This window comes from Geodermatophilus sp. URMC 63 (assembly GCF_053502565.1).
Genome location: NZ_CP199956.1, coordinates 1,603,048 through 1,625,206, shown reverse-complemented (window position 1 = coordinate 1,625,206; position 22,159 = coordinate 1,603,048). Strand labels below are relative to the sequence as shown.

Annotated in this window: 22 protein-coding genes; 11 read left to right on the top strand and 11 right to left on the bottom strand. The window is 76.2% G+C overall.

All coding sequences use genetic code 11. The features are described from left to right. Nucleotides 1-11: 11 nt before the first annotated feature. From ACWIZO_RS07925 to ACWIZO_RS07915, 3 genes are all read right to left on the bottom strand, one after another. Nucleotides 12-1,667, bottom strand: coding sequence for a solute symporter family protein (locus tag ACWIZO_RS07925; RefSeq protein WP_448641948.1), 1,656 nt, complete (start codon nucleotides 1,665-1,667; stop codon nucleotides 12-14). Continuing rightward, complete coding sequence (locus ACWIZO_RS07920; RefSeq protein WP_448641947.1) at nucleotides 1,660-2,076, bottom strand: DUF485 domain-containing protein; 417 nt, start codon at nucleotides 2,074-2,076, stop codon at nucleotides 1,660-1,662. Before ACWIZO_RS07920 ends, ACWIZO_RS07925 begins: the two co-directional genes overlap by 8 nt. 361 nt (nucleotides 2,077-2,437) lie before the next feature. Next, a complete protein-coding gene (locus ACWIZO_RS07915; RefSeq protein WP_448641946.1) occupies nucleotides 2,438-3,007 on the bottom strand; it encodes a MarR family transcriptional regulator in 570 nt (189 codons plus the stop codon). 100 nt (nucleotides 3,008-3,107) lie between these two features. On the opposite strand from ACWIZO_RS07915, the gene ACWIZO_RS07910 reads away from it, so the two are divergent. Beyond that, complete coding sequence (locus tag ACWIZO_RS07910; RefSeq protein ID WP_448641945.1) at nucleotides 3,108-3,668, top strand: hypothetical protein; 561 nt, start codon at nucleotides 3,108-3,110, stop codon at nucleotides 3,666-3,668. 58 nt (nucleotides 3,669-3,726) lie between these two features. Further along, the gene (locus tag ACWIZO_RS07905) at nucleotides 3,727-4,941 is read left to right on the top strand and encodes an MBL fold metallo-hydrolase (RefSeq protein ID WP_448641944.1); all 1,215 of its coding nucleotides are present in this window, start codon (nucleotides 3,727-3,729) and stop codon (nucleotides 4,939-4,941) included. 10 nt (nucleotides 4,942-4,951) lie between these two features. On the opposite strand, the gene ACWIZO_RS07900 is transcribed toward ACWIZO_RS07905, so the two are convergent. The 4 genes from ACWIZO_RS07900 to ACWIZO_RS07885 form a co-directional block, all read right to left on the bottom strand. Next, the gene (locus tag ACWIZO_RS07900; RefSeq protein ID WP_448641943.1) at nucleotides 4,952-5,806 is read right to left on the bottom strand and encodes an Fpg/Nei family DNA glycosylase; all 855 of its coding nucleotides are present in this window, start codon (nucleotides 5,804-5,806) and stop codon (nucleotides 4,952-4,954) included. Between the two features lie 136 nt (nucleotides 5,807-5,942). Next, nucleotides 5,943-7,454: a malic enzyme-like NAD(P)-binding protein gene (locus ACWIZO_RS07895; RefSeq protein WP_448641942.1), complete on the bottom strand. Its 1,512-nt coding sequence runs from the start codon at nucleotides 7,452-7,454 to the stop codon at nucleotides 5,943-5,945. A gap of 84 nt (nucleotides 7,455-7,538) precedes the next feature. Further along, on the bottom strand, nucleotides 7,539-7,979 hold the full coding sequence (locus ACWIZO_RS07890) for an SRPBCC domain-containing protein (RefSeq protein WP_448641941.1): 441 nt from the start codon (nucleotides 7,977-7,979) through the stop codon (nucleotides 7,539-7,541). Nucleotides 7,980-8,019: 40 nt separating this feature from the next. Beyond that, complete coding sequence (locus ACWIZO_RS07885; RefSeq protein WP_448641940.1) at nucleotides 8,020-8,502, bottom strand: DUF309 domain-containing protein; 483 nt, start codon at nucleotides 8,500-8,502, stop codon at nucleotides 8,020-8,022. Between the two features lie 169 nt (nucleotides 8,503-8,671). On the opposite strand from ACWIZO_RS07885, the gene egtA reads away from it, so the two are divergent. The 5 genes from egtA to egtE all read left to right on the top strand — a co-directional run bounded on the left by egtA (nucleotide 8,672) and on the right by egtE (nucleotide 14,188). Next, a complete protein-coding gene (gene egtA / locus ACWIZO_RS07880) occupies nucleotides 8,672-9,994 on the top strand; it encodes an ergothioneine biosynthesis glutamate--cysteine ligase EgtA (protein WP_448641939.1) in 1,323 nt (440 codons plus the stop codon). After that, nucleotides 9,991-11,265: an ergothioneine biosynthesis protein EgtB gene (gene egtB / locus ACWIZO_RS07875; RefSeq protein WP_448641938.1), complete on the top strand. Its 1,275-nt coding sequence runs from the start codon at nucleotides 9,991-9,993 to the stop codon at nucleotides 11,263-11,265. The genes egtA and egtB overlap by 4 nt, the downstream gene beginning before the upstream one ends. Nucleotides 11,266-11,267: 2 nt before the next feature. After that, entirely contained in the window at nucleotides 11,268-11,957 is a 690-nt protein-coding gene (egtC, locus tag ACWIZO_RS07870; protein WP_448641937.1) for an ergothioneine biosynthesis protein EgtC, read from the top strand. A gap of 20 nt (nucleotides 11,958-11,977) precedes the next feature. Beyond that, a complete protein-coding gene (gene egtD / locus ACWIZO_RS07865; RefSeq protein WP_448641936.1) occupies nucleotides 11,978-12,955 on the top strand; it encodes an L-histidine N(alpha)-methyltransferase in 978 nt (325 codons plus the stop codon). 102 nt (nucleotides 12,956-13,057) lie between these two features. Then, nucleotides 13,058-14,188: an ergothioneine biosynthesis PLP-dependent enzyme EgtE gene (gene egtE, locus ACWIZO_RS07860; RefSeq protein WP_448641935.1), complete on the top strand. Its 1,131-nt coding sequence runs from the start codon at nucleotides 13,058-13,060 to the stop codon at nucleotides 14,186-14,188. Here egtE and ACWIZO_RS07855 read toward each other — a convergent pair whose 3' ends face one another. Further along, nucleotides 14,189-15,565: an 8-oxoguanine deaminase gene (locus ACWIZO_RS07855; RefSeq protein ID WP_448641934.1), complete on the bottom strand. Its 1,377-nt coding sequence runs from the start codon at nucleotides 15,563-15,565 to the stop codon at nucleotides 14,189-14,191. A 101-nt stretch (nucleotides 15,566-15,666) separates the two neighbouring features. On the opposite strand from ACWIZO_RS07855, the gene ACWIZO_RS07850 reads away from it, so the two are divergent. Genes ACWIZO_RS07850 through ACWIZO_RS07840 form a run of 3 tightly spaced genes read left to right on the top strand, consistent with a single transcriptional unit; the run spans nucleotide 15,667 to nucleotide 19,402 of the window. After that, a complete protein-coding gene (locus ACWIZO_RS07850) occupies nucleotides 15,667-16,542 on the top strand; it encodes an FAD binding domain-containing protein (RefSeq protein ID WP_448641933.1) in 876 nt (291 codons plus the stop codon). Beyond that, nucleotides 16,533-17,021: a (2Fe-2S)-binding protein gene (locus ACWIZO_RS07845; RefSeq protein ID WP_448641932.1), complete on the top strand. Its 489-nt coding sequence runs from the start codon at nucleotides 16,533-16,535 to the stop codon at nucleotides 17,019-17,021. Before ACWIZO_RS07850 ends, ACWIZO_RS07845 begins: the two co-directional genes overlap by 10 nt. Further along, nucleotides 17,018-19,402 (top strand): molybdopterin cofactor-binding domain-containing protein, encoded by a 2,385-nt coding sequence (locus tag ACWIZO_RS07840; RefSeq protein WP_448641931.1) that lies wholly within the window; start codon nucleotides 17,018-17,020, stop codon nucleotides 19,400-19,402. The genes ACWIZO_RS07845 and ACWIZO_RS07840 overlap by 4 nt, the downstream gene beginning before the upstream one ends. Before the next feature lie 55 nt (nucleotides 19,403-19,457). On the opposite strand, the gene ACWIZO_RS07835 is transcribed toward ACWIZO_RS07840, so the two are convergent. Then, nucleotides 19,458-20,201: an SDR family NAD(P)-dependent oxidoreductase gene (locus ACWIZO_RS07835; protein ID WP_448641930.1), complete on the bottom strand. Its 744-nt coding sequence runs from the start codon at nucleotides 20,199-20,201 to the stop codon at nucleotides 19,458-19,460. Between the two features lie 171 nt (nucleotides 20,202-20,372). On the opposite strand from ACWIZO_RS07835, the gene ACWIZO_RS07830 reads away from it, so the two are divergent. After that, the gene (locus tag ACWIZO_RS07830) at nucleotides 20,373-20,534 is read left to right on the top strand and encodes a hypothetical protein (RefSeq protein WP_448641929.1); all 162 of its coding nucleotides are present in this window, start codon (nucleotides 20,373-20,375) and stop codon (nucleotides 20,532-20,534) included. A 256-nt stretch (nucleotides 20,535-20,790) separates the two neighbouring features. Here ACWIZO_RS07830 and ACWIZO_RS07825 read toward each other — a convergent pair whose 3' ends face one another. Then, nucleotides 20,791-21,474: an urease accessory protein UreD gene (locus ACWIZO_RS07825; RefSeq protein WP_448641928.1), complete on the bottom strand. Its 684-nt coding sequence runs from the start codon at nucleotides 21,472-21,474 to the stop codon at nucleotides 20,791-20,793. Next, the gene (gene ureG, locus ACWIZO_RS07820) at nucleotides 21,471-22,145 is read right to left on the bottom strand and encodes an urease accessory protein UreG (RefSeq protein ID WP_448641927.1); all 675 of its coding nucleotides are present in this window, start codon (nucleotides 22,143-22,145) and stop codon (nucleotides 21,471-21,473) included. Before ureG ends, ACWIZO_RS07825 begins: the two co-directional genes overlap by 4 nt. Nucleotides 22,146-22,159 lie beyond the last annotated feature (14 nt).

Genomic DNA, 22,159 nt, shown 5'->3' with positions numbered 1-22,159 from the left:
GGGGTCCTTCCTCAGTGCTGGACGGCCTTCTCCGCCCCGATGCCGGTGAGCGACCGGACCTCGAGCTCGGCGTTCTTGTCGAGGTCGGGCTTCTCCTTGGACAGGATCGTGCCCAGCCAGCCGAGGAAGAACGACAGCGGGATCGACACGATGCCCGGGTTGTTCAGCGGGAACCAGTGGAAGTCCACGTCCTGGAACAGCGACGGGGACAGGCCCGTGGCCGGGTTGACCGGCGCACCCGAGACGACCGGCGAGAAGACGATCAGCACGATGCAGGCGATCAGCCCGCCGTACATCGACCACAGCGCGCCCTGGGTGGTGAACCGCTTCCAGAACAGCGTGTAGAGGATGGTCGGCAGGTTGGCCGACGCGGCGACGGCGAAGGCCAGCGCCACCAGGAAGGCGATGTTCAGCCCGGCCTGCAGCGCCAGGATGCCCAGCCCGATGGCGACCGCCCCGATGACCACGGCGGTGAAGCGGGCGACCCGCACCTCACCGTTGGGCGACACCTGCCCCTTCTTGATCACCGACGCGTAGACGTCGTGCGCGAAGGACGCCGACGCGGTGATGGTCAGGCCGGCGACCACCGCGAGGATCGTGGCGAACGCGACGCCGGCGATGATGCCGAGCAGCACCGTGCCGCCCAGCTCGAAGGCCAGCAGCGGAGCGGCGGAGTTGACCGCGCCGGGGGCGCCGAGGATGGTCTCCGGCCCGACGAGCGCGCCGGCGCCGTAGCCGATCACCAGGCTGAACAGGTAGAAGATGCCGATCAGCCAGATCGCCCAGACCACCGAGCGACGGGCGTCCTTCGCCGTCGGCACGGTGTAGAAGCGCATCAGCACGTGCGGGAGGCCCGCCGTCCCGAGCACCAGGGCCAGGCCGAGGGAGACGAAGTCCAGCTTCGACGTGCCCGTCGCGCCGTACTGGGCTCCCGGGGCGAGGACGTCGCGGCCCTCCACGGCGTTCTCCACCGAGCCGCCGAGCAGCGCCGAGAGGTTGAAGCCGAACTTCCCCAGCACCCACAGCGTCATGACCAGCGCGCCCGCGATGAGCAGGGAGGCCTTGATGATCTGCACGTACGTGGTGCCGCGCATGCCGCCGACCAGCACGTAGACGATCATCAGCGCGCCGACGAGGACGACGGTCAGCGCCTGGGCCGCCTCACCGGTGACGCCGAGCAGCAGGGTCACCAGCCCGCCGGCGCCGGCCATCTGGGCCAGCAGGTAGAACAGCGACACCGCCAGCGTCGAGATGGCCGCGGCCGTGCGCACCGGCCCCTGCCGCATCCGGAAGGCCAGGACGTCGGCCATCGTGTACCGCGCCGTGTTGCGCATGAGCTCGGCGACCAGCAGCAGCGCCACCAGCCAGGCGACGAGGAAGCCGATCGAGTAGAGGAACCCGTCGTAGCCGTAGACGGCGATGGCACCGGCGATGCCGAGGAACGACGCCGCCGAGAGGTAGTCACCGGCGATGGCGAGGCCGTTCTGGGTGCCGCTGATGTTGCGGCCGGCGGCGTAGTAGTCCGCCGCGCTGGCGTTGTTCCGGCTGGCCCGGAAGGTGATCACCAGGGTGATCAGGACGAAGACGCCGAAGATCGAGATGTTGATCGCCGGGTTGCCGATCGTCTCGGTGGCCGCGCCGTCGGCGGCGAGGACGATGTCACGCACGGGTGGCCCCCTCGCCCAGGTCGGCCCCTGTGGTGCCGGCACCCGGGGCGGTGCGGTGACGGCCCGCGGCGTACTCGTGGTGCTCGAGCCGCTCGCGCATCTCGTCGGCGATCGGGTCGGTGCGCCGGTTGGCGTGCGCCACGTAGAGGTGGGTGATCACGAAGGTCGACACGAACTGCGCCAGCCCCAGCAGGATGCCGAGGTTGACGTTGCCGAAGACGCGGGTGGCCATGAAGTCCGGCGCGTAGGTCGAGAGCAGGACGTAGAGGAGGTACCAGGCCAGGAAGGCCACGGTCATCGGGAACGCGAAGCGCCGGAAGCGCCGTCGCAGTTCGGTGAACTCCGGTGAGTCCTGCGCCTGCCGGTACTCCTCCGGCGTCAACAACCGCCGCTCGGCGGGTGGTGTCACGGGGTGCTCCCTCGTCGTCGTGGGCCACGGGCGAGATGTCGCCATGGTGTGAGCGCGCTCACCATAGCGGCCGGTCCGGTCCGATTGTGTGCAACGGGATCAGACCGTGACCTGCCGACGGGACCGTGACCTGGGCTTCCACCGGCCGTGATGTCCCGGTAGCGCACCGGCGCCGCACTGGGGCACGACGACGACGGGCACGACCACGACGGGCACGTCCGCGGCGGAGACGGTCACGGCTGCACCGCAGGCTGGGGAGCCGCGCCACGATCAGGGGACCTGATCGTGGCGCGTCCTCCCTCACCGTCCACGGTCGGGGAGGACGCGCTGCGGTGAGGGAGGACGTCGTCCCGGCGCCGGCTCAGGCTCCCTCGAGCTCCGCGCCGCACCCGGCGCACACCGTCGGCGGCTCCTCGTCGGCGACCCGGCCGCAGACCGGGCACACCCGGTGCAGGAAGCAGGCCGACTCCCCGCCCTCGTCGCGCCCGTCGTGCGGAGCGACCGCCGGCCGGACGCCCGGACGCACGACGCCGGCCGCCGCGGTGAACTCGCCGATCGCCGCGAGCACGGCGTCGCGGCGCCCGGCGGGGAGCTCGGCGACCGCGGCCCGCAGCTCTCCCAGCCGCAGCCGGTCGTAGCGGTCGAGGAGGTCCTCGCCGGCGGGGGTGAGACGCAGGCTGACCGACCGCCGGCTGGTCGGGGACGGCCGCCGGTCGACCAGGCCGGCCGCCACCAGGCGGTCGACCAGCCGGCTCGTCGTCGAGACGCTCCCCCCGACGCCCTGGGCGAGGTCGGCCAGCGGCGCGTCGGGGCGCTCGTGCAGCACGGTGAGGGCGCGCAGCTGCACCAGCGACACCCCGCCGAGCTGCCCGGCCGCCCGGGTGGACACCCCGACGACGGTGCGGGCCAGCTCGACGAGCACCTCGTCCACGGGGACCCCCCTGTGTGTTGCATTACGGCAACAGTTGGCGTCGCTCACACGTCGCGGGGTAACCGTACGGCACCGGATCCCGATGTCGAGGAGGACGAGCATGTCCCGCACGCCCCGCCGTCGCCCCACCTGGCCGGCCGCGCTGATCCTGGCCCTGTCGCTCGGCCCGTCGCTGGCCGCCTGCAGCACGGAGGAGCCGCTGTCCACGCCCGGACCCGAGGTCTCCGGCGGGGCGATCGGCCCGGACGAGGCGGTGACCGGCGACCTGTCGCTGCTGCAGGTCCAGCTCGAGTACCCGCTCGACGGCGCCTACGAGGAGGGCGAGGACGCCCGGCTGTTCCTCGGCATCGCCAACAGCGGCAGCACCGACGACGTCCTCGTCGACGTCACCGGGCCCTTCGCCGACGCCGTCGACGGGGACGGCGGGGAGTTCGCGATCCCCGTGGCCGCCGACGACGACGTCCACGTGGGCGCGGAGGGCGCCCCCACCATCACGCTGACCGGCCTGCAGGAGCCGCTGCGCTCCTCGCAGTCGATCCCGGTGACGTTCGTCTTCGAACAGGCCGGCGAGGTGACGATCGACGCCGTGGTCGCCGCCGAGCGGCAGGACCCGACGCCGACCTACGACTTCCCGGACCCCGCCGAGGACCCCACCTCGTGACCTGCGACTCACCCGCGCCGGCGGCCGCCTCCGGGAGCCGGCTGGGATGCTGGGGAGCGTGCCAGCCGCCGCCCGCCGGAAGCCGCTCCGCCGCGCCGTCCTGACCGCCGCCGCGCTCGCCGTCCCCGCGGGGTGGGTCGCCCGCGCCGCCTGGGGACTGCCCACCGCCATCGGCGCCGGCCGGCGGGAGATCCGCCCGACGGTGGCCGGCTCCCCGCAGTGGTCGGAGGGGCGCTTCCACAACACCCTGCCGACCCCGTCGGTGCCGCCGCCCAACGCCCGGCGCGGCCTGCTGCGGCAGTGGCACGACGACCGGCACGTCGGCCTCCCCGCCCAGCCCATCCCGCTGGCCCGCCCGGAGATCCCGGCGCAGGCCGGCGAGCTCGCCGTCACCTGGTTCGGGCACTCCAGCGCGCTGCTGGAGGTCGACGGGGCGCGCGTGCTGGTCGACCCGGTGTGGGCGCACCGCGTCTCGCCGTCGCCGGTGTTCGGGCCGACCCGGCTGCACGAGCCGCCGGTGCCGCTGGAGACCCTGCCGCGGGTCGACGCCGTCCTGGTCAGCCACGACCACTACGACCACCTCGACCTGCCCACGGTGCGGGCGCTGGTCGAGCAGCAGGACGCACCGTTCGTCGTCCCGCTGGGGGTGGGGGTGCACCTGCGGCACTGGGGCGTCCCCGAGGACCGCGTCGTCGAGCTGGACTGGGACGGCGCGGCGACGGTCGGCGACCTGACGATCACCTGCACCGAGGCGCGGCACTTCTCCGGCCGGTACCTGACCCGCGACACCACGCTGTGGTCGTCGTGGGTGGTCGCCGGGCCACGGCACCGCGTCTTCTTCGGCGGCGACACCGGCTACACACCTGCCTTCGCCGGGATCGGCGCGCGGCTGGGGCCCTTCGACCTCGCCCTGCTGCCGGTCGGGGCCTACAACGAGGCCTGGCGGACCATCCACATGGACCCCGAGGAGGCGGTGCGCGCGCACGGCGACCTCGGCGGGCAGGTGCTGCTGCCGATCCACTGGGCCACCTTCAACCTGGCCTTCCACCGCTGGGCCGAGCCGGTGCAGCGCCTGCTGGTCGCCGCCGAGCGCTCCGACGTGCAGGTCGTCGTGCCCCGGCCCGGGCAGCGGGTCGACGTCCTGGCCCCGCCGCCGCTGGAGGACTGGTGGAGCGACGTGGGCTCGGCCGGCCCGGAGGCCCACGGCGAGGCCGGCCTCGGCAGCGCGGCGGTCGCGCGGCTGGCGGCCTGGCGGGCCTCGCGCACGTCCTGACGGCGCCCGGCTACCGCAGCAGCTTCGACATCCGCCGGTCGGCCAGCGGCTTGCCGCCGGTCTGGCAGGTCGGGCAGTACTGCAGCGAGGTGTCGGCGAAGCTGACCTCGCGCACGGTGTCGCCGCAGACCGGGCAGGGCAGGCCGGTGCGGGCGTGCACCTGCAGGCCGGAGCGCTTCTCGCCCTTGAGCGTGGCCGCCGCCTGCCCGACCTGGCGCCCGAGGGCGTCGGTGAGGGTGCCCCGCACCGCGTCGTGGAGCCGGACCAGCTCGGCGTCGGTCAGCCGGTCGGCCATCTTGAACGGCGAGAGCCGGGCGGCGTGCAGGATCTCGTCGGAGTAGGCGTTGCCGATCCCGGCGACGAGCGTCTGGTCGGTCAGCGCACCCTTGAGCTGGCCGGACCGGCCGGCCAGCAGCCGGGCGAGGGCGTCGCGGTCGACGGCGAGCGCGTCGGGGCCCAGCCGGGCGATGCCGGGGACGTCGGCCGGCGTGCGGACGACGTACACGGCCAGCCCCTTGCGGGTGCCCTGCTCGGTGAGGTCGAAGCCGTTCCCGTCGTCGAGGTGCAGGCGCAGCGCCAGCGGCCCCTTCCCCGGCTTCGGCGGCGCGGTCGGCAGCCCGGTGCGCCAGTGCAGCCAGCCGGCGCGGGCCAGGTGGACCACCAGGTGCAGCCCCGAGACGTCGAGGTCGAGGAACTTGCCGTGCCGGGAGGCGCCGGTGACCTCGAGGCCGGACAGCGCCGACAGCGGCGGGTCGAAGGTCTTGAGCGCCTGCAGCGCGGTCAGGTCGGCGCGCGCGACCACCCGGCCGACGGCGTTCGCGCGGAGGAACGCGGCCAGCGCCTCCACCTCGGGCAACTCGGGCACCCGGCCATGATCCCCGCCCGGCCGCGTCCCCGCCGTCCTCGATCGGGTGGCCGTTCGCGACGATCACGGCGCCGCGACCACGATCCGCGCGGGATCGGTGGTCACGGCGCCATGATCACGCGAGAAACCGACCGTGTCAGTGCTCGGTGAGCGTCTCCACCCCGCTCACCTCGGCGGTGGCGCCGGGCTCGGTGCGGGCCTGCTCGGCCACCGCCGCGGCCACGGCCGGCGTGACGGCGGGGTCGAACACGCTCGGGATGATGTAGTTGGCGTTGAGCTGGTCGTCGCGGACCACCGCCGAGAGCGCTTCGGCCGCGGCCAGCAGCATCCCGTCGCTGATCTCGGTGGCCCGGGCGTCGAGCAGGCCGCGGAAGACGCCGGGGAAGGCCAGCACGTTGTTGATCTGGTTGGGCAGGTCCGACCGGCCCGAGGCGACGACGGCGGCGTGCTGCCGGGCCCGCACCGGGTCGACCTCCGGCGTGGGGTTGGCCATCGGGAACACCACCGCGCGCTCGGCCATACCGGCCAGCGCCTCGACCGGCAGCACGTTGCCCGCGCTGACCCCGATGAAGACGTCGGCGCCGACCAGGGCGTCGGGCAGCTCGCCGCGGGTGCACGCGGGGTTGGTCAGCTCGGCCAGCGCCCGCTTGGCCGGGGAGAGCCGGTCGTCGTCGGGTGAGAGGACGCCCTCGCGGTCCCAGACCAGCACCTGCCCGGCGCCGGCCTCCAGCAGCAGGTGCACGATCGCCGTCCCCGCCGCGCCGGCCCCGGCGACGACGATCCGCACGTCGGGCAACTGCTTGTCCACCACGCGCAGGGCGTTGCGCAGCGCGGCCAGCGCGACGATCGCCGTCCCGTGCTGGTCGTCGTGGAAGACCGGGATGTCGAGCTTCTCGCGCAGCCGGGCCTCGATCTCGAAGCAGCGCGGAGCGGCGATGTCCTCGAGGTTGATCCCGCCGAAGCCAGGGGCGAGCAGCTCGACGGTGCGCACGATCTCGTCGACGTCCTGGGTGTCCAGGCAGATCGGCCAGGCGTCGATGTCGGCGAACCGCTTGAACAGCGCGGCCTTGCCCTCCATCACCGGGAGCGCCGCGCCCGGGCCGAGGTCGCCGAGCCCGAGGACCGCCGACCCGTCGGTGACGACGGCGACCGTGTTGCCCTTGATCGTCAGCCGGCGCACGTCCTCGGGGTGCTCGGCCAGCGCCAGGCAGACCCGCGCCACCCCGGGCGTGTAGGCCATCGACAGGTCGTCGCGGGTGCGCAGCGGGACCTTCGAGGCCACCTCCAGCTTGCCGCCCAGGTGCAGCAGGAAGGTGCGGTCGCTGACCTTGCGCACGGTCACGCCGGGGACGGCGCGCAGCGCGTCGACCATTTCCTCGGAGTGCGCGGCGTCGGCCGCCGAGCAGGTGACGTCGACGGTCAGCCCGTCGGACCGCGACTCGACGACGTCGATGGCGGTCACCGCGCCGCCGGCCTGGCCCACCGCGGTGGCGATGCGGCCGATCGACGCCGGGTCGCCGTCGGCGGTGAGCCGGACGGTGATCGAGTAGGACGCCGAGGTCACCGGCCCGCGCGGCGCGGCGGCCGGGTCACCTGGCGACGCGTCGCCTCCGGCAGGGGCGGGACCGGTGCTCGTGACGGTGCTCACGAGTCCCCATCCTGCACCCGGGGCGGGACCGCGGCGTGGTTGCGGTCACAGTGTTCGCAGCCGCCGGCCGGTCCCGGCGGGCGCTCAGCCCGAGGCGCGCGCGGAGCTCGCCTCGGCGCGGGCCTTGATGCCGGCGCAGAACTGGCGGAAGGAGGCGTTGAGGTCGGGCGTCGCGCGCTCGGTCACCCAGGCCAGCGGCCCGGTCTGGTCCTCGCGCACGGTGAGCACCGTCGAGCCGTCCTCCTGCGCGTCGAGGCCGTACGTGCGCTCGATGACCGCCAGCCCGAACGGCAGCCCACCGCGCCAGCGCATGGCCTCCCGCGGCCGCAGCTCGGTGACGGTGACCGTGAAGGGCCGGCTGCGGATCATGGTCGCGTAGATCGTGAGCCGCTCGCCGAGCGCCACCCGGCCCTCGACCCGGTCCAGGCCGGAGTCCCAGTCCCGCCAGCTGGCGACGTCGACCAGGTGCCGCCAGACCTCCTCCGGGCTCGCGTCGATGCGCGTGACCGCCTCGTAGCTCCTCATCGTTCCCCTCCCGTGGGCCCGCTCCGCAGTCTGCTCCGGGTCAGCGGGCCGGGCCAGGGGCCGCCGGGCCGGCCCCGCGCAGCCGCGGCGGTCCGTCGGCCCGCACCCGGCCGGGTTCCTGCGCCCAGGCCACCAGTCCGGGGACGTCGAGGCCGTGCGGCGGCGCCTGCGCGTAGGGCGCCACGTTGGCCGCGCCGCGCTCCAGCAGCCGGGCCGCGCCGCGGGCGTTGCCCCGGGCGGCGTGGGTCAGCCCGACGGCCAGCTGCGCCAGCCCCCGCCACAGCTGCCGCTCCGGCTCCGGCGCGGTCTTCCACGCGTCCTCCAGCACCTCGTGGGCGTGGAAGGGACGGCCGGCGTCGAGCAGCCGCTGGGCCTCGGCCAGCGCCTCGTCCGGCGTCCGCGGCACGCCCTCCGGCGCCCGGTCCACGCCCTCGGCGCCGTGCGGCAGCGGTCGGCCGAGGGCGTCACGGGGGCGGGCGTTGCGCGCGCGTCCCGCGGCGTCGCGGTCGCGGCGGACATCCACCTCGGCAGTGTCTCCCGAACACCGGGGGACGGCGCGGCCCGGTGACCCGCCGGGGGGTTGTCACCGGGACCGTGGCGTGCGTGGATGGAGTCGAGGACGGCCGTGCAGGTCGCCCCCGCACCGACCCGCGGTCGACGTCGACCGGTCCGGACCTGGAGGGGGTGGGCACGTGCCGCCTGCCGTGGAGGAGCGCACCGCGCTCGACCTGGACACCGCCCTGGCCACCGTCGCCGACGTGGCGCTGCGCCCCGGGCCCCTCGGCCGGGTGGGTCTGGAGCTCGAGGCGCACCTGCTCGACCTCGACCGCCCGGCCGCGCGGGTGCCCTGGGGGCGGGTGACCGCCGCGCTGGCCGCCCTGCCTCCGCTGCCCGGGGGCAGCCGGGTCACGGTCGAGCCCGGCGGGCAGGTGGAGCTCTCCGGCCCGCCGGCGCCGGGCGCGGGCGCGGCGGTGGCCGCGCTGCGCGCCGACCGCGCCGTCCTCGCCGCGGCGCTGGCCGGCGCCCGGCTCGGGCTGGCGCCGGTGGGCGCCGATCCGCTGCGGCCGCCGGCCCGGGTGTGCCCGGCGCCGCGGTACCGCGCCATGGAGCAGCACTTCGCCGCCGTCGGCTGCGGCGGGCCGGGGACCGCGATGATGACGGCCACCGCGTCGCTGCAGGTCAACCTGGACGCCGGCCCGCCCGCCGGGTGGAGCCGCCGGGTCGCGCTGGCCCACCAGCTCGGGCCGGTGCTGGTGGCCGTCTCGGCGTGCTCCCCGCTGGCCGACGGGCGCGCCACCGGCTGGCGCTCGTCGCGGCAGCAGGTGTGGGGCGCCCTCGACCAGGCCCGCTGCGGCCCGCTGCTCGGCGGCGCCGACCCGGCCGGTGAGTGGGCGGCCTACGCCCTGGCCGCGCCGGTGATGATGGTGCGCGACCCGGACACCGGCGACGCCCAGCCGGTGCTCGGCCGCACTCCCTTCGCCGACTGGGTCACCGGCGCCGTCCCACTGGCCGGGCGCCGCCCGACGGCGGCCGACCTCGACTACCACCTGTCCACGCTGTTCCCGCCGGTGCGCCCCCGCGGCTACCTGGAGATCCGCTACCTCGACGCCGCGCCCGAGCCGTGGTGGCCGGCGCTGGCCGCGGTCACCGCCGCGCTGCTCGACGACCCGGCCGCCGCCGACACCGCGGCCGACGTCACCGCGCCGGTCGCCGGCGCCTGGACCCGCGCCGCCCGCGACGGCCTGGCCGACCCGCAGCTGTGCACCGCCGCGCGGCACTGCCTGGCCGCGGCGCTGCCCGCCGTCGACCCGTCCCTGCGCGACGACGTCACCGCGCTCACCGAGCTGGCCGAGCGCGGCCGCAGCCCCGGCGACGCCCTGTCCGACGCCGCCCGCGCCGGCGGCCCGGCGGCCGCCCTGGCCGCTGCCACCGAGACCACCGCCACCGAGACCGCCGCCACCGAGACCGCCGCTGACAAGACCGCTGTCACCGAGACCCCGGAGGTGCACCCGTGACGACGACCGAGCAGCTCGCCCGCGACCTGGCGGCCGCCCGGGCGCGCACCCTGCTGCTCACCGACCACGACGAGCCCGAGCTGCTGCGCCAGCACACCCCCCTGCTCAGCCCGCTGGTCTGGGACCTCGCGCACATCGGCCAGCAGGAGGACCTCTGGCTGCTGCGCCGCGGCGACGCCCGCCGCCCGGGGCTGCTGCCGGCCGACGTCGAGGCGCTCTACGACGCGTTCACCCACCCCCGCGCGGTGCGGGCGCGGCTGCCGCTGCTGCCGCCGGTGGAGGCGCGGTCCTTCTGCGGCGAGGTGCGCGGGCGGGTGCTCGACCGGCTCGAGCGCCTCGGGGCGGACGACGACCCGTTCGACTTCGCGATGGTCGTCAGCCACGAGCAGCAGCACGACGAGACGATGCTGCAGGCGCTCAACCTGCGCGCCGGGCCGCCGCTGCTGGGCGCCGGGACCCCGCTGCCGCCCGGCCGGCCGGGCGTGGCCGGCACGTCGGTGCTGGTGCCCGGCGGGGAGTTCGTGCTCGGCGTGGACGCCGTCGACGAGCCGTTCTCCCTGGACAACGAGCGCCCGGCGCACGTCGTCGACGTCCCCGCCTTCCGCATCGGCCGGGTGCCGGTCACCAACGCCGAGTACGCGGCGTTCGTCGCCGACGGCGGGTACGGCGACCGGCGCTGGTGGTCCGAGCGGGGCTGGGCGCACCGGGTGGAGGCCGGGCTGGAGCGGCCGCAGTTCTGGAGCCCCGAGGGCACCCGCACCCGCTTCGGCGTCCTGGAGGAGATCCCGCCCGACGAGCCGGTCCAGCACGTCACGTTCTTCGAGGCCGAGGCCCACGCCGCGTGGGCCGGGGCGCGGCTGCCCACCGAGGCCGAGTGGGAGAAGGCCGCCGTCTGGGACCCGGCCGCCGGGCGCCGCCGGCGCTGGCCGTGGGGCACGTCCGACCCGAGCCCGGCGCTGGCGAACCTCGACGGCACCGCCCTGCGGCCGGCACCCGTGGGCGCCTACCCGGCCGGCGCCTCGACGTACGGCGCCGAGCAGCTGGTGGGCGACGTCTGGGAGTGGACGTCGTCGGACTTCACCGCCTGGCCGGGCTTCACGCCGATGCTCTACGCCGACTACTCCGCGCCCTTCTTCGGCGGCGACTACAAGGTGCTGCGCGGCGGGGCGTGGTCGGTGGCGTCCTCGATCCTGCGGTCGAGCTTCCGCAACTGGGACCACCCCATCCGCCGGCAGGTCTTCAGCGGCTTCCGGCTGGCCTGGGACGCGTAGGCGTGTGCCGTCACCTCGCCTGGCTCGGCCGGCCGCGCACGCTGGCCGACCTGGTGCTCGAGCCGCCGTCGTCCCTGCTGGTGCAGTCCTGGGCGCCGCGCCGCCAGCGGTACGGCACGGTCAACGCCGACGGCTGGGGCGTGGGCTTCTTCTCACCCGACCGGCCGCAGCCGGCCCGCTGGCGCTCGGCCCGGCCGCTGTGGGGCGACCCGTCCTTCGTCTCCGTCGCGCCGGTGCTCTCCTCCGGGTGCGTGGTCGCCGCCGTCCGCTCGGCCACCGTCGGCATGCCGCTGGAGGAGAGCGCCGTCGCGCCGTTCACCGACGGCCGCTGGCTGCTGTCGCACAACGGCCGGGTCGACCGCGCGGTCCTGCCCGCCGTGCGCGACGCGGAGTCGACCGTCGACAGCGCGCTGCTGGCGGCCCTCGTGTTCGACCGCGGACCCGAGCGGATCGGCGAAGTCGTCCGCGAGGTGGGCGCCGCCGACCCGGCCGCCCGGCTGAACCTGCTCGCCGCCGACGGCACGCGCCTGTTGGCCACCACCTGGGGCGACACGCTCTCGGCCCTGGTCACCGACGAGGGGACCGCGCTGGCCAGCGAGCCGTGGGACGACGACCCGTCCTGGACCGACGTCCCCGACCGCTCGCTGGTCGAGGTGACACCCGACGGGCTGACCGTCACCCCGCTGACCTGACCCCGCACCGAGGAGCCTCCGTGACCGACACCCAGGCCCGCCACCTAGCCCCTGACGACACCGCTGCCGTGCTGCGCGCCGACGCGCTGGCCGGGCTGACGTCGACGCCGAAGTCGCTGCCGCCGCGCTGGTTCTACGACGCCCGCGGCAGCGCGCTGTTCGACGAGATCACCCGGCTGCCCGAGTACTACCCGACCCGCGCCGAGCGGGCCGTGCTGCACGCGCACGCCGGCGCGATGGCCGCGGCCTCGGGTGCCGACGTGCTGGTCGAGCTCGGCAGCGGCACCTCGGAGAAGACGCGCCTGCTGCTCACCGCGCTGCGCGAGGCCGGAACGCTGCGGCGGTTCGTCCCCTTCGACGTCGACCCGTCGGTGCTGGAGGCGGCCGGCGCGGCGATCACCGCCGAGTACCCAGGAGTGGCCGTCGACGCCGTCGTCGGCGACTTCACCCGACACCTGGGCCTGCTGCCCCGCTCCGGCCGGCGGCTGGTGGCCTTCCTCGGCTCCACGATCGGCAACCTCGAGCCCGGCCCGCGGGCGACGTTCCTGCGCGACCTGGCCGCCACCCTGCAGCCCGGGGACTCCTTCCTGCTCGGCACCGACCTGGTCAAGGACCCCGCCCGGCTGGTCCGGGCCTACGACGACGCGGCCGGCGTGACCGCGGAGTTCAACCGCAACGTGCTGGCCGTGCTCGACCGGGAGCTGGACGCCGACTTCGACCCCGCCGCGTTCGACCACGTCGCGGTGTGGGACGCCGGGCACGAGTGGATCGAGATGCGGCTGCGCTCGCGGACCGACCAGGTGGTGCGGGTCGCCGCCCTCGACCTCGAGGTCCCCTTCGCCGCCGGTGAGGAGCTGCGCACCGAGGTGTCGGCGAAGTTCCGCCGCGAGCGGGTCGAGGACGAGCTCGCCGCGGCGGGCCTGCGCCTGACGCACTGGTGGACCGACCCCGACGGCGACTTCGGCGTCTCCCTGTCGGTCCCCGCGCAGGAGGTCTGAGCGCCGTCGTGCTCTGCCCACCGGTGTGGGCAGAGCACGACCGCGCCGGGGACGGTCCCGCACCCGGGCGAACCGTCCGGCGTCTCGCCTACCGTCGGCGCCGTGACCGCGCTGGACCTGCTGCTCCCCCACGAGGACCTCGGCGACGCCTGGCGGGTTGCGCGCCCCCGCCCGGCCGGGCGCCACCTGGACACCGCCGCGTGCAGCCGGCAGAGCACCCGGGTGCTCGAGGCGGTGGCCCACCACGCCCGGCGCGAGGCCGAGCTCGGCGGGTACGTGGCCGAGGCGGCCGCCGAGCACCTGCTCCAGCAGGGGCGCAGCGTGCTCGGCGGGCTGGTCGGGATGGCCGCGGCCGACGTCGTCTTCGTCGAGTCGGCTCAGGCCGCGCTCTCGGCGCTGCTGGCCGCGTGGCGGCTGCCCGCCGGGTCCCGGGTGGCCTGCCTGCCCGGCGAGTACGCGCCCAACGCCGCGATGCTGCGCGACGCGGGCCTCGAGGCGGTGCCGCTGGCCGTGGACGGCGACGGCCGGGCCGACGTGGCCGCGCTGGAACGGCTGCTGGCCGGCGACCCCCCGCGCCTCGTGCACCTGACCCACGTGGCCAGCCACCGCGGCGTCGTCCAGCCGGCGGCGGAGGTCGCGGCGCTGTGTCGCGAGCACGGGGTGCCGCTGGTGCTCGACGCCGCGCAGTCGCTGGGCCACGTCGACGTCGACCTCGGTGCCGACGTCGTGTACTCGACCTCGCGCAAGTGGCTGGCCGGGCCGCGCGGGGTGGGCGTGCTGTGCGTGCGCCCGGCGGTGGCCGCGGAGCTGACGCCGGTGCTGCCCGCGCCGGCCGACCTGCCGCCGCTGCGCGCGCTGGAGAGCGGCGAGGCCCACGTGGCCGGCCGCGTCGGGCTGGTGCTCGCCGTCGGGGAGCACCTGGCCGCCGGGCCCGACCGGGTGCGCGCGCGGCTGTCCGCGCTGGGCCGGGCCGCGCGGACGGTGCTCGACGGCGCCGCGGGCTGGCGGGTGGTCGAGCCGCTCGACGAGCCGACGGCCACCACCACGCTGCGGCCGCCGGACGGCGTCGACGTCGTCGCCACCCGGGCGCGGCTGCTCGGCGAGCACGGCATCGTCACGACCGCCGCGCTGCCCGAGCGGGCGCCGGAGGAGATGACCTCCCCCGTCCTGCGGGTGTCCCCGCACCTCGACGGCACCGTCGACGACCTCGAGGCCCTCGCCGCGGCCCTGTAGTCAGTCGGTCGCCGCCTGGATGCGCTCCGACACCCGGCGGTGGACGGCGAGCTGCTCGTCCAGGCCCGGGTGCACCGGGACGCCGTCCTCGACGACGAACCGCCCGCCGACGACGGTGTGCCGCGCCGCCACCGGCCCGCAGCGCAGCCACGCCTCCACCGGGTCCGACAGGGCCCCGGCGAACGCCACGCCGGTCAGCGGCCACACCGCCAGGTCGCCGCACGCCCCGACCGAGAGCTGCCCGATCTCGCCGGCGCGCCCCAGGCACGCCGCCCCGCCGCGGGTGGCGATCTCCAGTGCGTCGCGGGCGGTGAACGAGGCCGCGCCGTGCCGCAGCTTGCCCTGCAGCATCGCCGTGCGGGCCTCCAGCCACAGCGAGGCGGCGTCCGCCGACGACGACCCGTCCACGCCCAGCCCCACCCGCGCCCCGGCCGCCCGCAGCTCGGCGACCGGCGCCAGCCCGCTGCCCAGCACCATGTTCGACGACGGGCAGTGCGCCGCCCCGACCCGCGCGGCACCGAGCCGGGCCACCTCGTCCGGCGAGGGCCAGACGACGTGCGCCAGCCAGACCCGGTCGCTCATCCAGCCGACGTCGGCGAGGTGGTCGACCGGGCGGCGGCCGAAGCGCTCCAGGCAGTACGCGTCCTCGTCCTGCGTCTCGGCCAGGTGCGTGTGCAGCCGGACGTCGAGCCGCTCGGCCAGCTCGGCGGTGCGGCTCATCAGCGCCGGCGACACGCTGAACGGCGAGCACGGCGCCAGCGCGATCCGGGTCAGCGCGTGCGGGGACCGGTCGTGGTGGGCGGCCACCAGGCGCTCGGAGTCCGCCAGGACCTCGTCGTCGTCCTGGACGACGGAGTCCGGCGGCAGCCCGCCGTCCTTCTCCGACAGCGACATCGACCCGCGGGTGAACTGCGAGCGGACGCCGAGGTCCTGCGCCGCGCGCACCTCGGCGGCGATCAGGTCGCCGGCGCCGCGCGGGTGCACGTAGAGGTGGTCGGTGGAGGTGGTGCAGCCGGCCAGCGCGAGCTCGGTGAGCCCGACGTAGGCCGACACGTACGCGGCCTCCTCGTCCAGCCGCGCCCACAGCGGGTAGAGGGTGACCAGCCAGTCGAACAGCCCGCCGGTCAGCGCCGGGGCGTAGGAGCGAGTCAGGTTCTGGTAGAGGTGGTGGTGGGTGTTGACCAGCCCCGGCGTCACCAGGCAGCCGCGCGCGTCGACCGTGCGGACGGCGGCCGGCCGCGGGTCGCCCGGTCCCCCGACCCCGCTCACCACCCCGCCGGTCACGGCGACCCAGCCGCCGGCGAGCTCGCGGCGGTCGTCGTCGACGGTGGCCAGCAGGTCGGCATCGTGCACGAGCAGGTCGGCAGTCGTCTCCACGAGCGCATCCTGCCCACGGGGGACCGACCGCGACGCGCGACCCTCCTGTGACGCAGCGGCGCTACCGTGGCCCTCCCCCGGTGCACCAGGAGGAGCGGCGCATGGAGTTCCTGCAGCCCACGACGTGGGCGGAGGCGGTCGAGGCGAAGGCCGCCTCCCCCGACGCGGTCCCGATCGCCGGGGGCACCGACGTCATGGTCGCGGTCAACTTCGGCCGGCTGCGCCCGCCGCGGCTGCTCGACCTCACCCGGGTCCCCGAGCTGCGGCAGTGGGACATCGAGGACGGCGTCGTGCGGCTGGGCGCCGGCGTCCCCTACGCCCGGGTCATCACCGAGCTCGGGAACCGGCTGCCCGGCCTGGCGATGGCCGCCCGCACCATCGGCTCGCCGCAGATCCGCAACCGCGGCACCGTCGGCGGCAACCTGGCCACCGCCTCCCCGGCCGGCGACGCCCACCCCGCACTGCTGGCCGCCGACGCCGAGGTCGAGGTGGCGAGCGTCCGCGGCACCCGCCGCATCCCGGTCGCCGACTTCTACCGCGGCGTCAAGCGCTCCGCCCTGGCCGGCGACGAGCTCATCGCGGCCGTCCGGATCACCCCGCCGAGCGGCCCGCAGCAGTACAGCAAGATCGGCACCCGCAACGCGATGGTGATCGCCGTCGCCGCGTTCGGGCTGGCCCTGCACCCCGACCGCCGCGCCGTCGGCACCGGCATCGGCTCGGCCGCGCCCACCCCCCGCCGGGCACCCGAGGCGGAGGAGTTCCTCGCCGGCGAGCTCGACGGGCTCTGGGAGTCCCGCGCCGAGCTGCCCGCCACCACCGCCGCCCGCTTCGGCGAGCTGGTCGCCGGGGCCGCCGCCCCCATCGACGACGTCCGCGGCACCGCCCGCTACCGCGTCCACGCGCTGTCGGTCATGGCCCGCCGCACGCTGACCTGGGCCTGGGCGGAGTACCGGGAGGGAGACCGCACGTGCGCCTGACCTGCACCGTCAACGGCACCGAGCACCAGGTGGACGACGTCTGGGAGGGCGAGAGCCTGCTCTACGTGCTGCGCGAGCGGATGGGACTGCCCGGCTCGAAGAACGCCTGCGAGCAGGGCGAGTGCGGCTCGTGCACCGTCTACCTCGACGGGCTGCCGGTCTGCGCCTGCCTGGTCGCCGCCGGGCAGGCGGAGGGCCGCGAGGTCGGCACCGTGGAGGGGCTGGCCGGGGAGGACGGGCTGCACCCGGTGCAGCAGGCCTTCCTCGACGCCGGCGCCGTCCAGTGCGGCTTCTGCACCCCCGGCCTGCTGGTGGCCACCGACGACCTGCTCGCCCGCGCGCGGGCCGAGGGCCGCAGGCCCGCCGACGCCGAGATCCGCGAGGCGCTGGCCGGCAACCTCTGCCGCTGCACCGGCTACGAGAAGATCCTGGACGCCGTCCGGCTGGCCGCCGACCGCACGGCGGAGGAGACGCGATGAGCAGCCCCACCCGCACCCCCAGCGGCGCGCCCGCGCACCTCACCGGCCCCGGCGGCGGGCGGGTCGGCGACGACGCGGCGCGCCCCGACGGCGTGCTCAAGGTCCGCGGCGAGTTCGCCTACGGCAGCGACCTGTGGACCGACGACATGCTGTGGGGCGTCACGCTGCGCAGCCCGCACCCCTACGCGCGCATCCGCTCGATCGACGTCGGCCCGGCGCTGGCCGTCCCCGGGGTGCACGCCGTCCTCACCTCCGACGACGTGCCCGGCGAGAAGGTCTACGGCCTCGAGCTGGCCGACCAGCCGGTGCTCGCCCTCGATGTCGTGCGCTACCAGGGCGAGCCGGTGGCGCTGGTCGCCGCCGACCACCCCGAGACCGCCCGCCGGGCCGCGGCGCGGATCGCCGTCGACTACGAGCCGTGGGAGCCGGTCACCGACGCCCGGACGGCGCTGGGGCACCCCACAACCGACCACCCGGACACGTCCCCACCCAGGGACCAGGTGCACGAGTCCGCGGCACCGGTCACCGAGCTGAGCCGGGAGAGCGCCCACCTGCACCCGCAGGGCAACCTGGTGCGCCACCTCAAGGTGCGCAGGGGCGACCCGGACGCCACCGCCGACGTCGTCGTGGTCGGCGAGTACGAGGTCGGCATGCAGGACCAGGCGTTCCTCGGCCCCGAGTCGGGGCTGGCGGTGCCCGCCGAGGACGGCGGCGTCGACCTGTACGTGGCCACCCAGTGGCTGCACGTCGACCAGCGGCAGATCTGCGCGGCGCTGGGCCTGCCGCCCGAGCGGGTCCGGCTGACCCTGGCCGGGGTGGGCGGCGCGTTCGGCGGCCGCGAGGACCTCTCGATGCACGTGCACGCCTGCCTGCTGGCACTGCGCACCGGGCGGCCGGTGAAGATGTCCTACAACCGCGAGGAGTCCTTCTTCGGCCACGTGCACCGGCACCCGGCGACCATGCGCTACGAGCACGGCGCCACCCGCGACGGCGACCTGCTCTACGTGCGGGCGGCGATCTACTTCGACGGCGGCGCCTACGCCTCCAGCACCCCGGCGGTCGTGGGCAACGGCGGGACGATGGGCGTCGGCCCCTACGTCGTCCCGAACGTGCACGTCGACTGCTACGGCGCCTACACCAACAACCCGCCGTGCGGCGCCATGCGCGGCTTCGGGTCGGTGCAGACCGCCTTCGCCTACGAGGCGCAGATGGACGCGCTCGCCGCCGAGCTCGGCATGGACCCGGTCGAGCTGCGCTGCCGCAACGCGATGGAGGAGGGCTCGCCGACCCCCACCGGCCAGGTGATCGACAGCCCGGCGCCGGTGGCCGAGCTGCTGCGCCGGCTGCAGGCCATGCCGCTGCCCGCGCCGCCCACCACCCTCGACCTCCGCGACCTGCCCGGCGGGGTCTCCAACACCACCCACGGCGAGGGCGTCCGGCGCGGCGTCGGCTACGCCGTGGCGTACAAGAACGTCGCCTTCTCCGAGGGCTACGACGACTACTCCACCGCCCGGGTGCGGCTCGAGGTGGCCGGCGGGGAGCCGGTCGCCACGGTGCACACCGCGGCCGCCGAGGTCGGCCAGGGCCTGGTCACCGTCGAGCAGCAGATCGTGCGCACCGAGCTCGGCGTCGACGCCGTCGTCGTCCACCCCAAGGACACCGGCGTCGGGTCGGCCGGCTCCACGTCGGCGTCCCGGCAGACCTACGTCACCGGCGGCGCGGTCAAGGCCGCCTGCGAGGCGGTGCGCGCCCGGGTGCTGGAACGGGCCGCGGGGCTGACCGGCCGCCCGGCCGGGGACCTGCGGCTCTTCGACGGCGCCGTGGTGGCCGAGGGCCTGGAGCTGCCGCTGGCCGACGTGCTCGGCGACGAGGCGGTCGAGGAGACCCTGGAGTGGCGGCACCGGCCCACCGAAGCGGTCGACCCCGAGACCGGGCAGGGCTTCGCGCACGTGCAGTACGCCTTCTCCGCGCACCGGGCGGTGGTCGACGTCGACACCGAGCTCGGGCTGGTCAAGGTCGTGGAGATGGCCTGCACCCAGGACGTCGGCAAGGCGATCAACCCGCAGGCGGTGATCGGGCAGATCCAGGGCGGGACCGCGCAGGGGCTCGGGCTGGCGGTGATGGAGGAGATCCTGGTGCGCGACGGCCGGGTGCAGAACCCGTCGTTCACCGACTACCTGATCCCGACCGTGCTCGACGTGCCGCCGATGCGCATCGAGGTGCTGGAGTGCGCCGACCCGCACGCCCCGTACGGCCTGCGCGGGGTGGGCGAGGCGCCCAACATCTCCTCGGGCCCGGCGGTGCTGGCCGCGATCCGCGCCGCGACCGGGCTGCCGCTGCGCCGCGTCCCCGTCCGCCCCGAGCACGTCACCAGGACCTGAGCGTGTGCGCTGACGCCGCACTCCACGCACGCGAGCGAAGCGTCGGCGCACAGGCTCAGCCGGCGATCCCGGCGAGGCGGTCCATCGCGGTGAACACCCGGTCCTGCAGGCCGGTGTCCTCCAGGGCGCGCGGCGTCCGCGCCGGGCGGCGGCCGGCGGTGTAGCCGCCGGGCCAGTCGCCGGCCGCGGCCAGCGCCACCCGCGCCCCGCCGTCCTCGACGTCCCCCGGTGCGCCCGCGGAGGCCAGCTTGGTGCGCACCCAGCCCGGGTCGACCGCGCCCACGCGCAGCCCGGGCAGCCGCCGGGCCCAGCCGAGCGAGAGGACCACGTCGAGCGCCTTGGAGTCGGCGTAGGCGCGTCCCGGCTCGCGCGGGCTGCCGAGGCCGTCGGGGTCGACGCGCCCCGAGCCGACCATCCCGCTGCCGAGGAACACCAGCCGCTCGTTCACCCGGTCGCGCAGCAGGGCGGTGAGCAGGTGCGGGGCGAGCGCGTTCACCGCGAACGCGAGCTCGTGGCCCTGGCGGCTCGGCGGCGCCCCCTCGTCGGGCCAGACACCCGCGTTGTGGACGAGCACGTCGACGTCCCCGAGCTGCCCGGCGAGCGCGCGCACCTCGTCGAGGTCGGCCAGGTCGCCGGTGGCGAGCCGGACGTCGCCGAGCCGGCCGAGCTCCTCGGCGACGGGCGCGCCGCGCGCCTCGCTCCGCGCGTGCAGCACGACGGTGTGCCCCTCGCCGAGCAGCCGCCGGGCCGCCGCGCGCCCGATGCCGTCGGTGGAGCCGGTGATCGCGATGGTCGCCATGGTGCGGGCCTACCCGCGAGCGGTGGCCTCCCACCGGTGCTGCAGGGCCACCACGGCACCGCGCTGGGACCGCACGGCGAGGTCGGGCAGGTCGAACGCGTCGGCCGCGGGGGTCACCGTGTCACGGGTGGGGTAGGGCTCCCGCGTACCGCGAGAACCCGAGGAGGACCCGTGTCCGAACCGACCGACGACCTGCGCGAGCGCGCCCGCGAGCACGTCCAGCAGCTGCCCGCCGAGACCGCGCTGGGCAACGCCGACCCCGCCGGCGGCGTGACCGACGACCCCCAGGTCCTCGACGAGGCCGCCCGCGAGGAGGGTGAGCAGCAGAGCTGAGCGGAGCACCCTCCTCCGCACCCTCCGGCCCCCTCCAGGGCACCGCCCCGAGCGGAGCGAGGGTGGGGAGGAGGGGGTCCTCCCAGCCTCGGCTCGGCAGCCGCCGAGGGGCTGCCGTCGGCCTGCTGCCCGCGCCGCCAGGTCCGCCGGACGACGCCGATGAGCTGGCGGCCCGCGTGGGGCGGGACCGGGTTGCGGTGCTCGAGCCGGCCCACGGTGAACGGCAGCACCGCCCGCCGGACCCGGACGACGAGGCTCACGCGACCGTCTGCACCGCGCGCAGCACGCGGTGTAGCTCGGCGCCCCACGCGGTGGCCACCCAGCCGCCCTCCAGCGGCAGCCGGACGGCGTCCTCGGCGGTCGACACCCCCGCGGCCTGCCCGACGTGCACGGTGGACGCGTACGCACGGGGCGCCACCGGCGGCAGCCAGGCCGGCGCGCCCGGGCCGAGACCGACGGTCGTGTGCAGCAGCGGCCGCCCGCCGACGACCACCCGCGTCGTGCCGGTCCAGCGGCCGGGCTCCTCCCCCGTGCGGCCGAGCAGCACCTGCTCGGTGGCGGTGAGGACGGCGCCGGGCTCGAGCGTGGCCACCACCGAGGCCCGGTGGTGTGCGCCGCGCGCGACGACGGTCGGCTCGGGCCGCAGGTCCAGCTCCCCGGCCAGCTCCGCGACGACGTGCTGCACGGAGGGCCGGTCGCCGTCCCGGGCGGGCAGCGCGACGGCGGCGGCCACCGAGCGCACCGCCAGCCGGGCACCCTCCTCGACCACCAGCCGGACCTCCGCGTCGTCACCGCCCAGCGGGCCGAACGCCGTCGCCACCAGGTGCACCGACGCCGGTCCGGTCCGGCGCACCGCCAGCTGACCGCTCGCGCGCAGCACCGGCAGCACCGTCCGCCCGCCGGGGCCGCGCCGCGCGACGACCTCGACCCGGGTCCTCACGCCTGCTGCAGCGCGCGGGCGCGCACCTGCGCGCGCACCCACTCGGCCACCTCGGTGGCGGCCGGGTCCTCCCGCAGCGAGACGAGCAGCGTCGGCCTGTCCCCCCGCACCGCGGCCGAGTCGCGCCGCATGACGTCGAGGTCGGCGCCCACCAGTGGCGCGAGGTCGGTCTTGTTCACCACCAGCAGGTCCGACGCGGTCACCCCCGGCCCGCCCTTGCGCGGCACCTTGTCCCCGCCGGCGACGTCGACGACGAACACCTGTACGTCGACCAGCCCGTAGCTGAAGCTCGCCGTCAGGTTGTCCCCGCCGGACTCGACGAGCACCAGCTGCAGGCCCGGGTGGCGCGCCTCGAGCAGCTCGACGGCGTCGAGGTTGGCGGTGATGTCGTCGCGGATCGCGGTGTGCGGGCAACAGCCGGTCTGCACCGCCTCGATCCGGTCGTCGGGGAGGACGGCGTGGCGGCGCAGGAAGTCGGCGTCCTCGGTCGTGTAGATGTCGTTGGTGACGACGGCGAGGTCGTACTCGGCGCCCAGCGTGCGGCACAGCGCCGCGGCCAGCGCGGTCTTGCCGGATCCCACGGGGCCGCCGAGCCCCACGCGCAGCGGCCCGCCGTGCCGGTGCGGGACCTCCGCGTCGACGTAGTCGGTCAGGTTGTGGTCAGGTGGCATGCGCACTCCCGGTG

What these genes read in the sequence shown, in the direction of transcription:
- ACWIZO_RS07910 (WP_448641945.1), top strand. Translation starts at nt 3,108, where the DNA reads ATGTCCCGCACGCCCCGCCGTCGCCCCACCTGGCCGGCCGCGCTGATC.
- ureG (WP_448641927.1), bottom strand. Translation starts at nt 22,145, where the DNA reads ATGCCACCTGACCACAACCTGACCGACTACGTCGACGCGGAGGTCCCG.
- ACWIZO_RS07840 (WP_448641931.1), top strand. Translation starts at nt 17,018, where the DNA reads ATGAGCAGCCCCACCCGCACCCCCAGCGGCGCGCCCGCGCACCTCACC.
- ACWIZO_RS07835 (WP_448641930.1), bottom strand. Translation starts at nt 20,201, where the DNA reads ATGGCGACCATCGCGATCACCGGCTCCACCGACGGCATCGGGCGCGCG.
- ACWIZO_RS07890 (WP_448641941.1), bottom strand. Translation starts at nt 7,979, where the DNA reads ATGAGGAGCTACGAGGCGGTCACGCGCATCGACGCGAGCCCGGAGGAG.
- ACWIZO_RS07850 (WP_448641933.1), top strand. Translation starts at nt 15,667, where the DNA reads ATGGAGTTCCTGCAGCCCACGACGTGGGCGGAGGCGGTCGAGGCGAAG.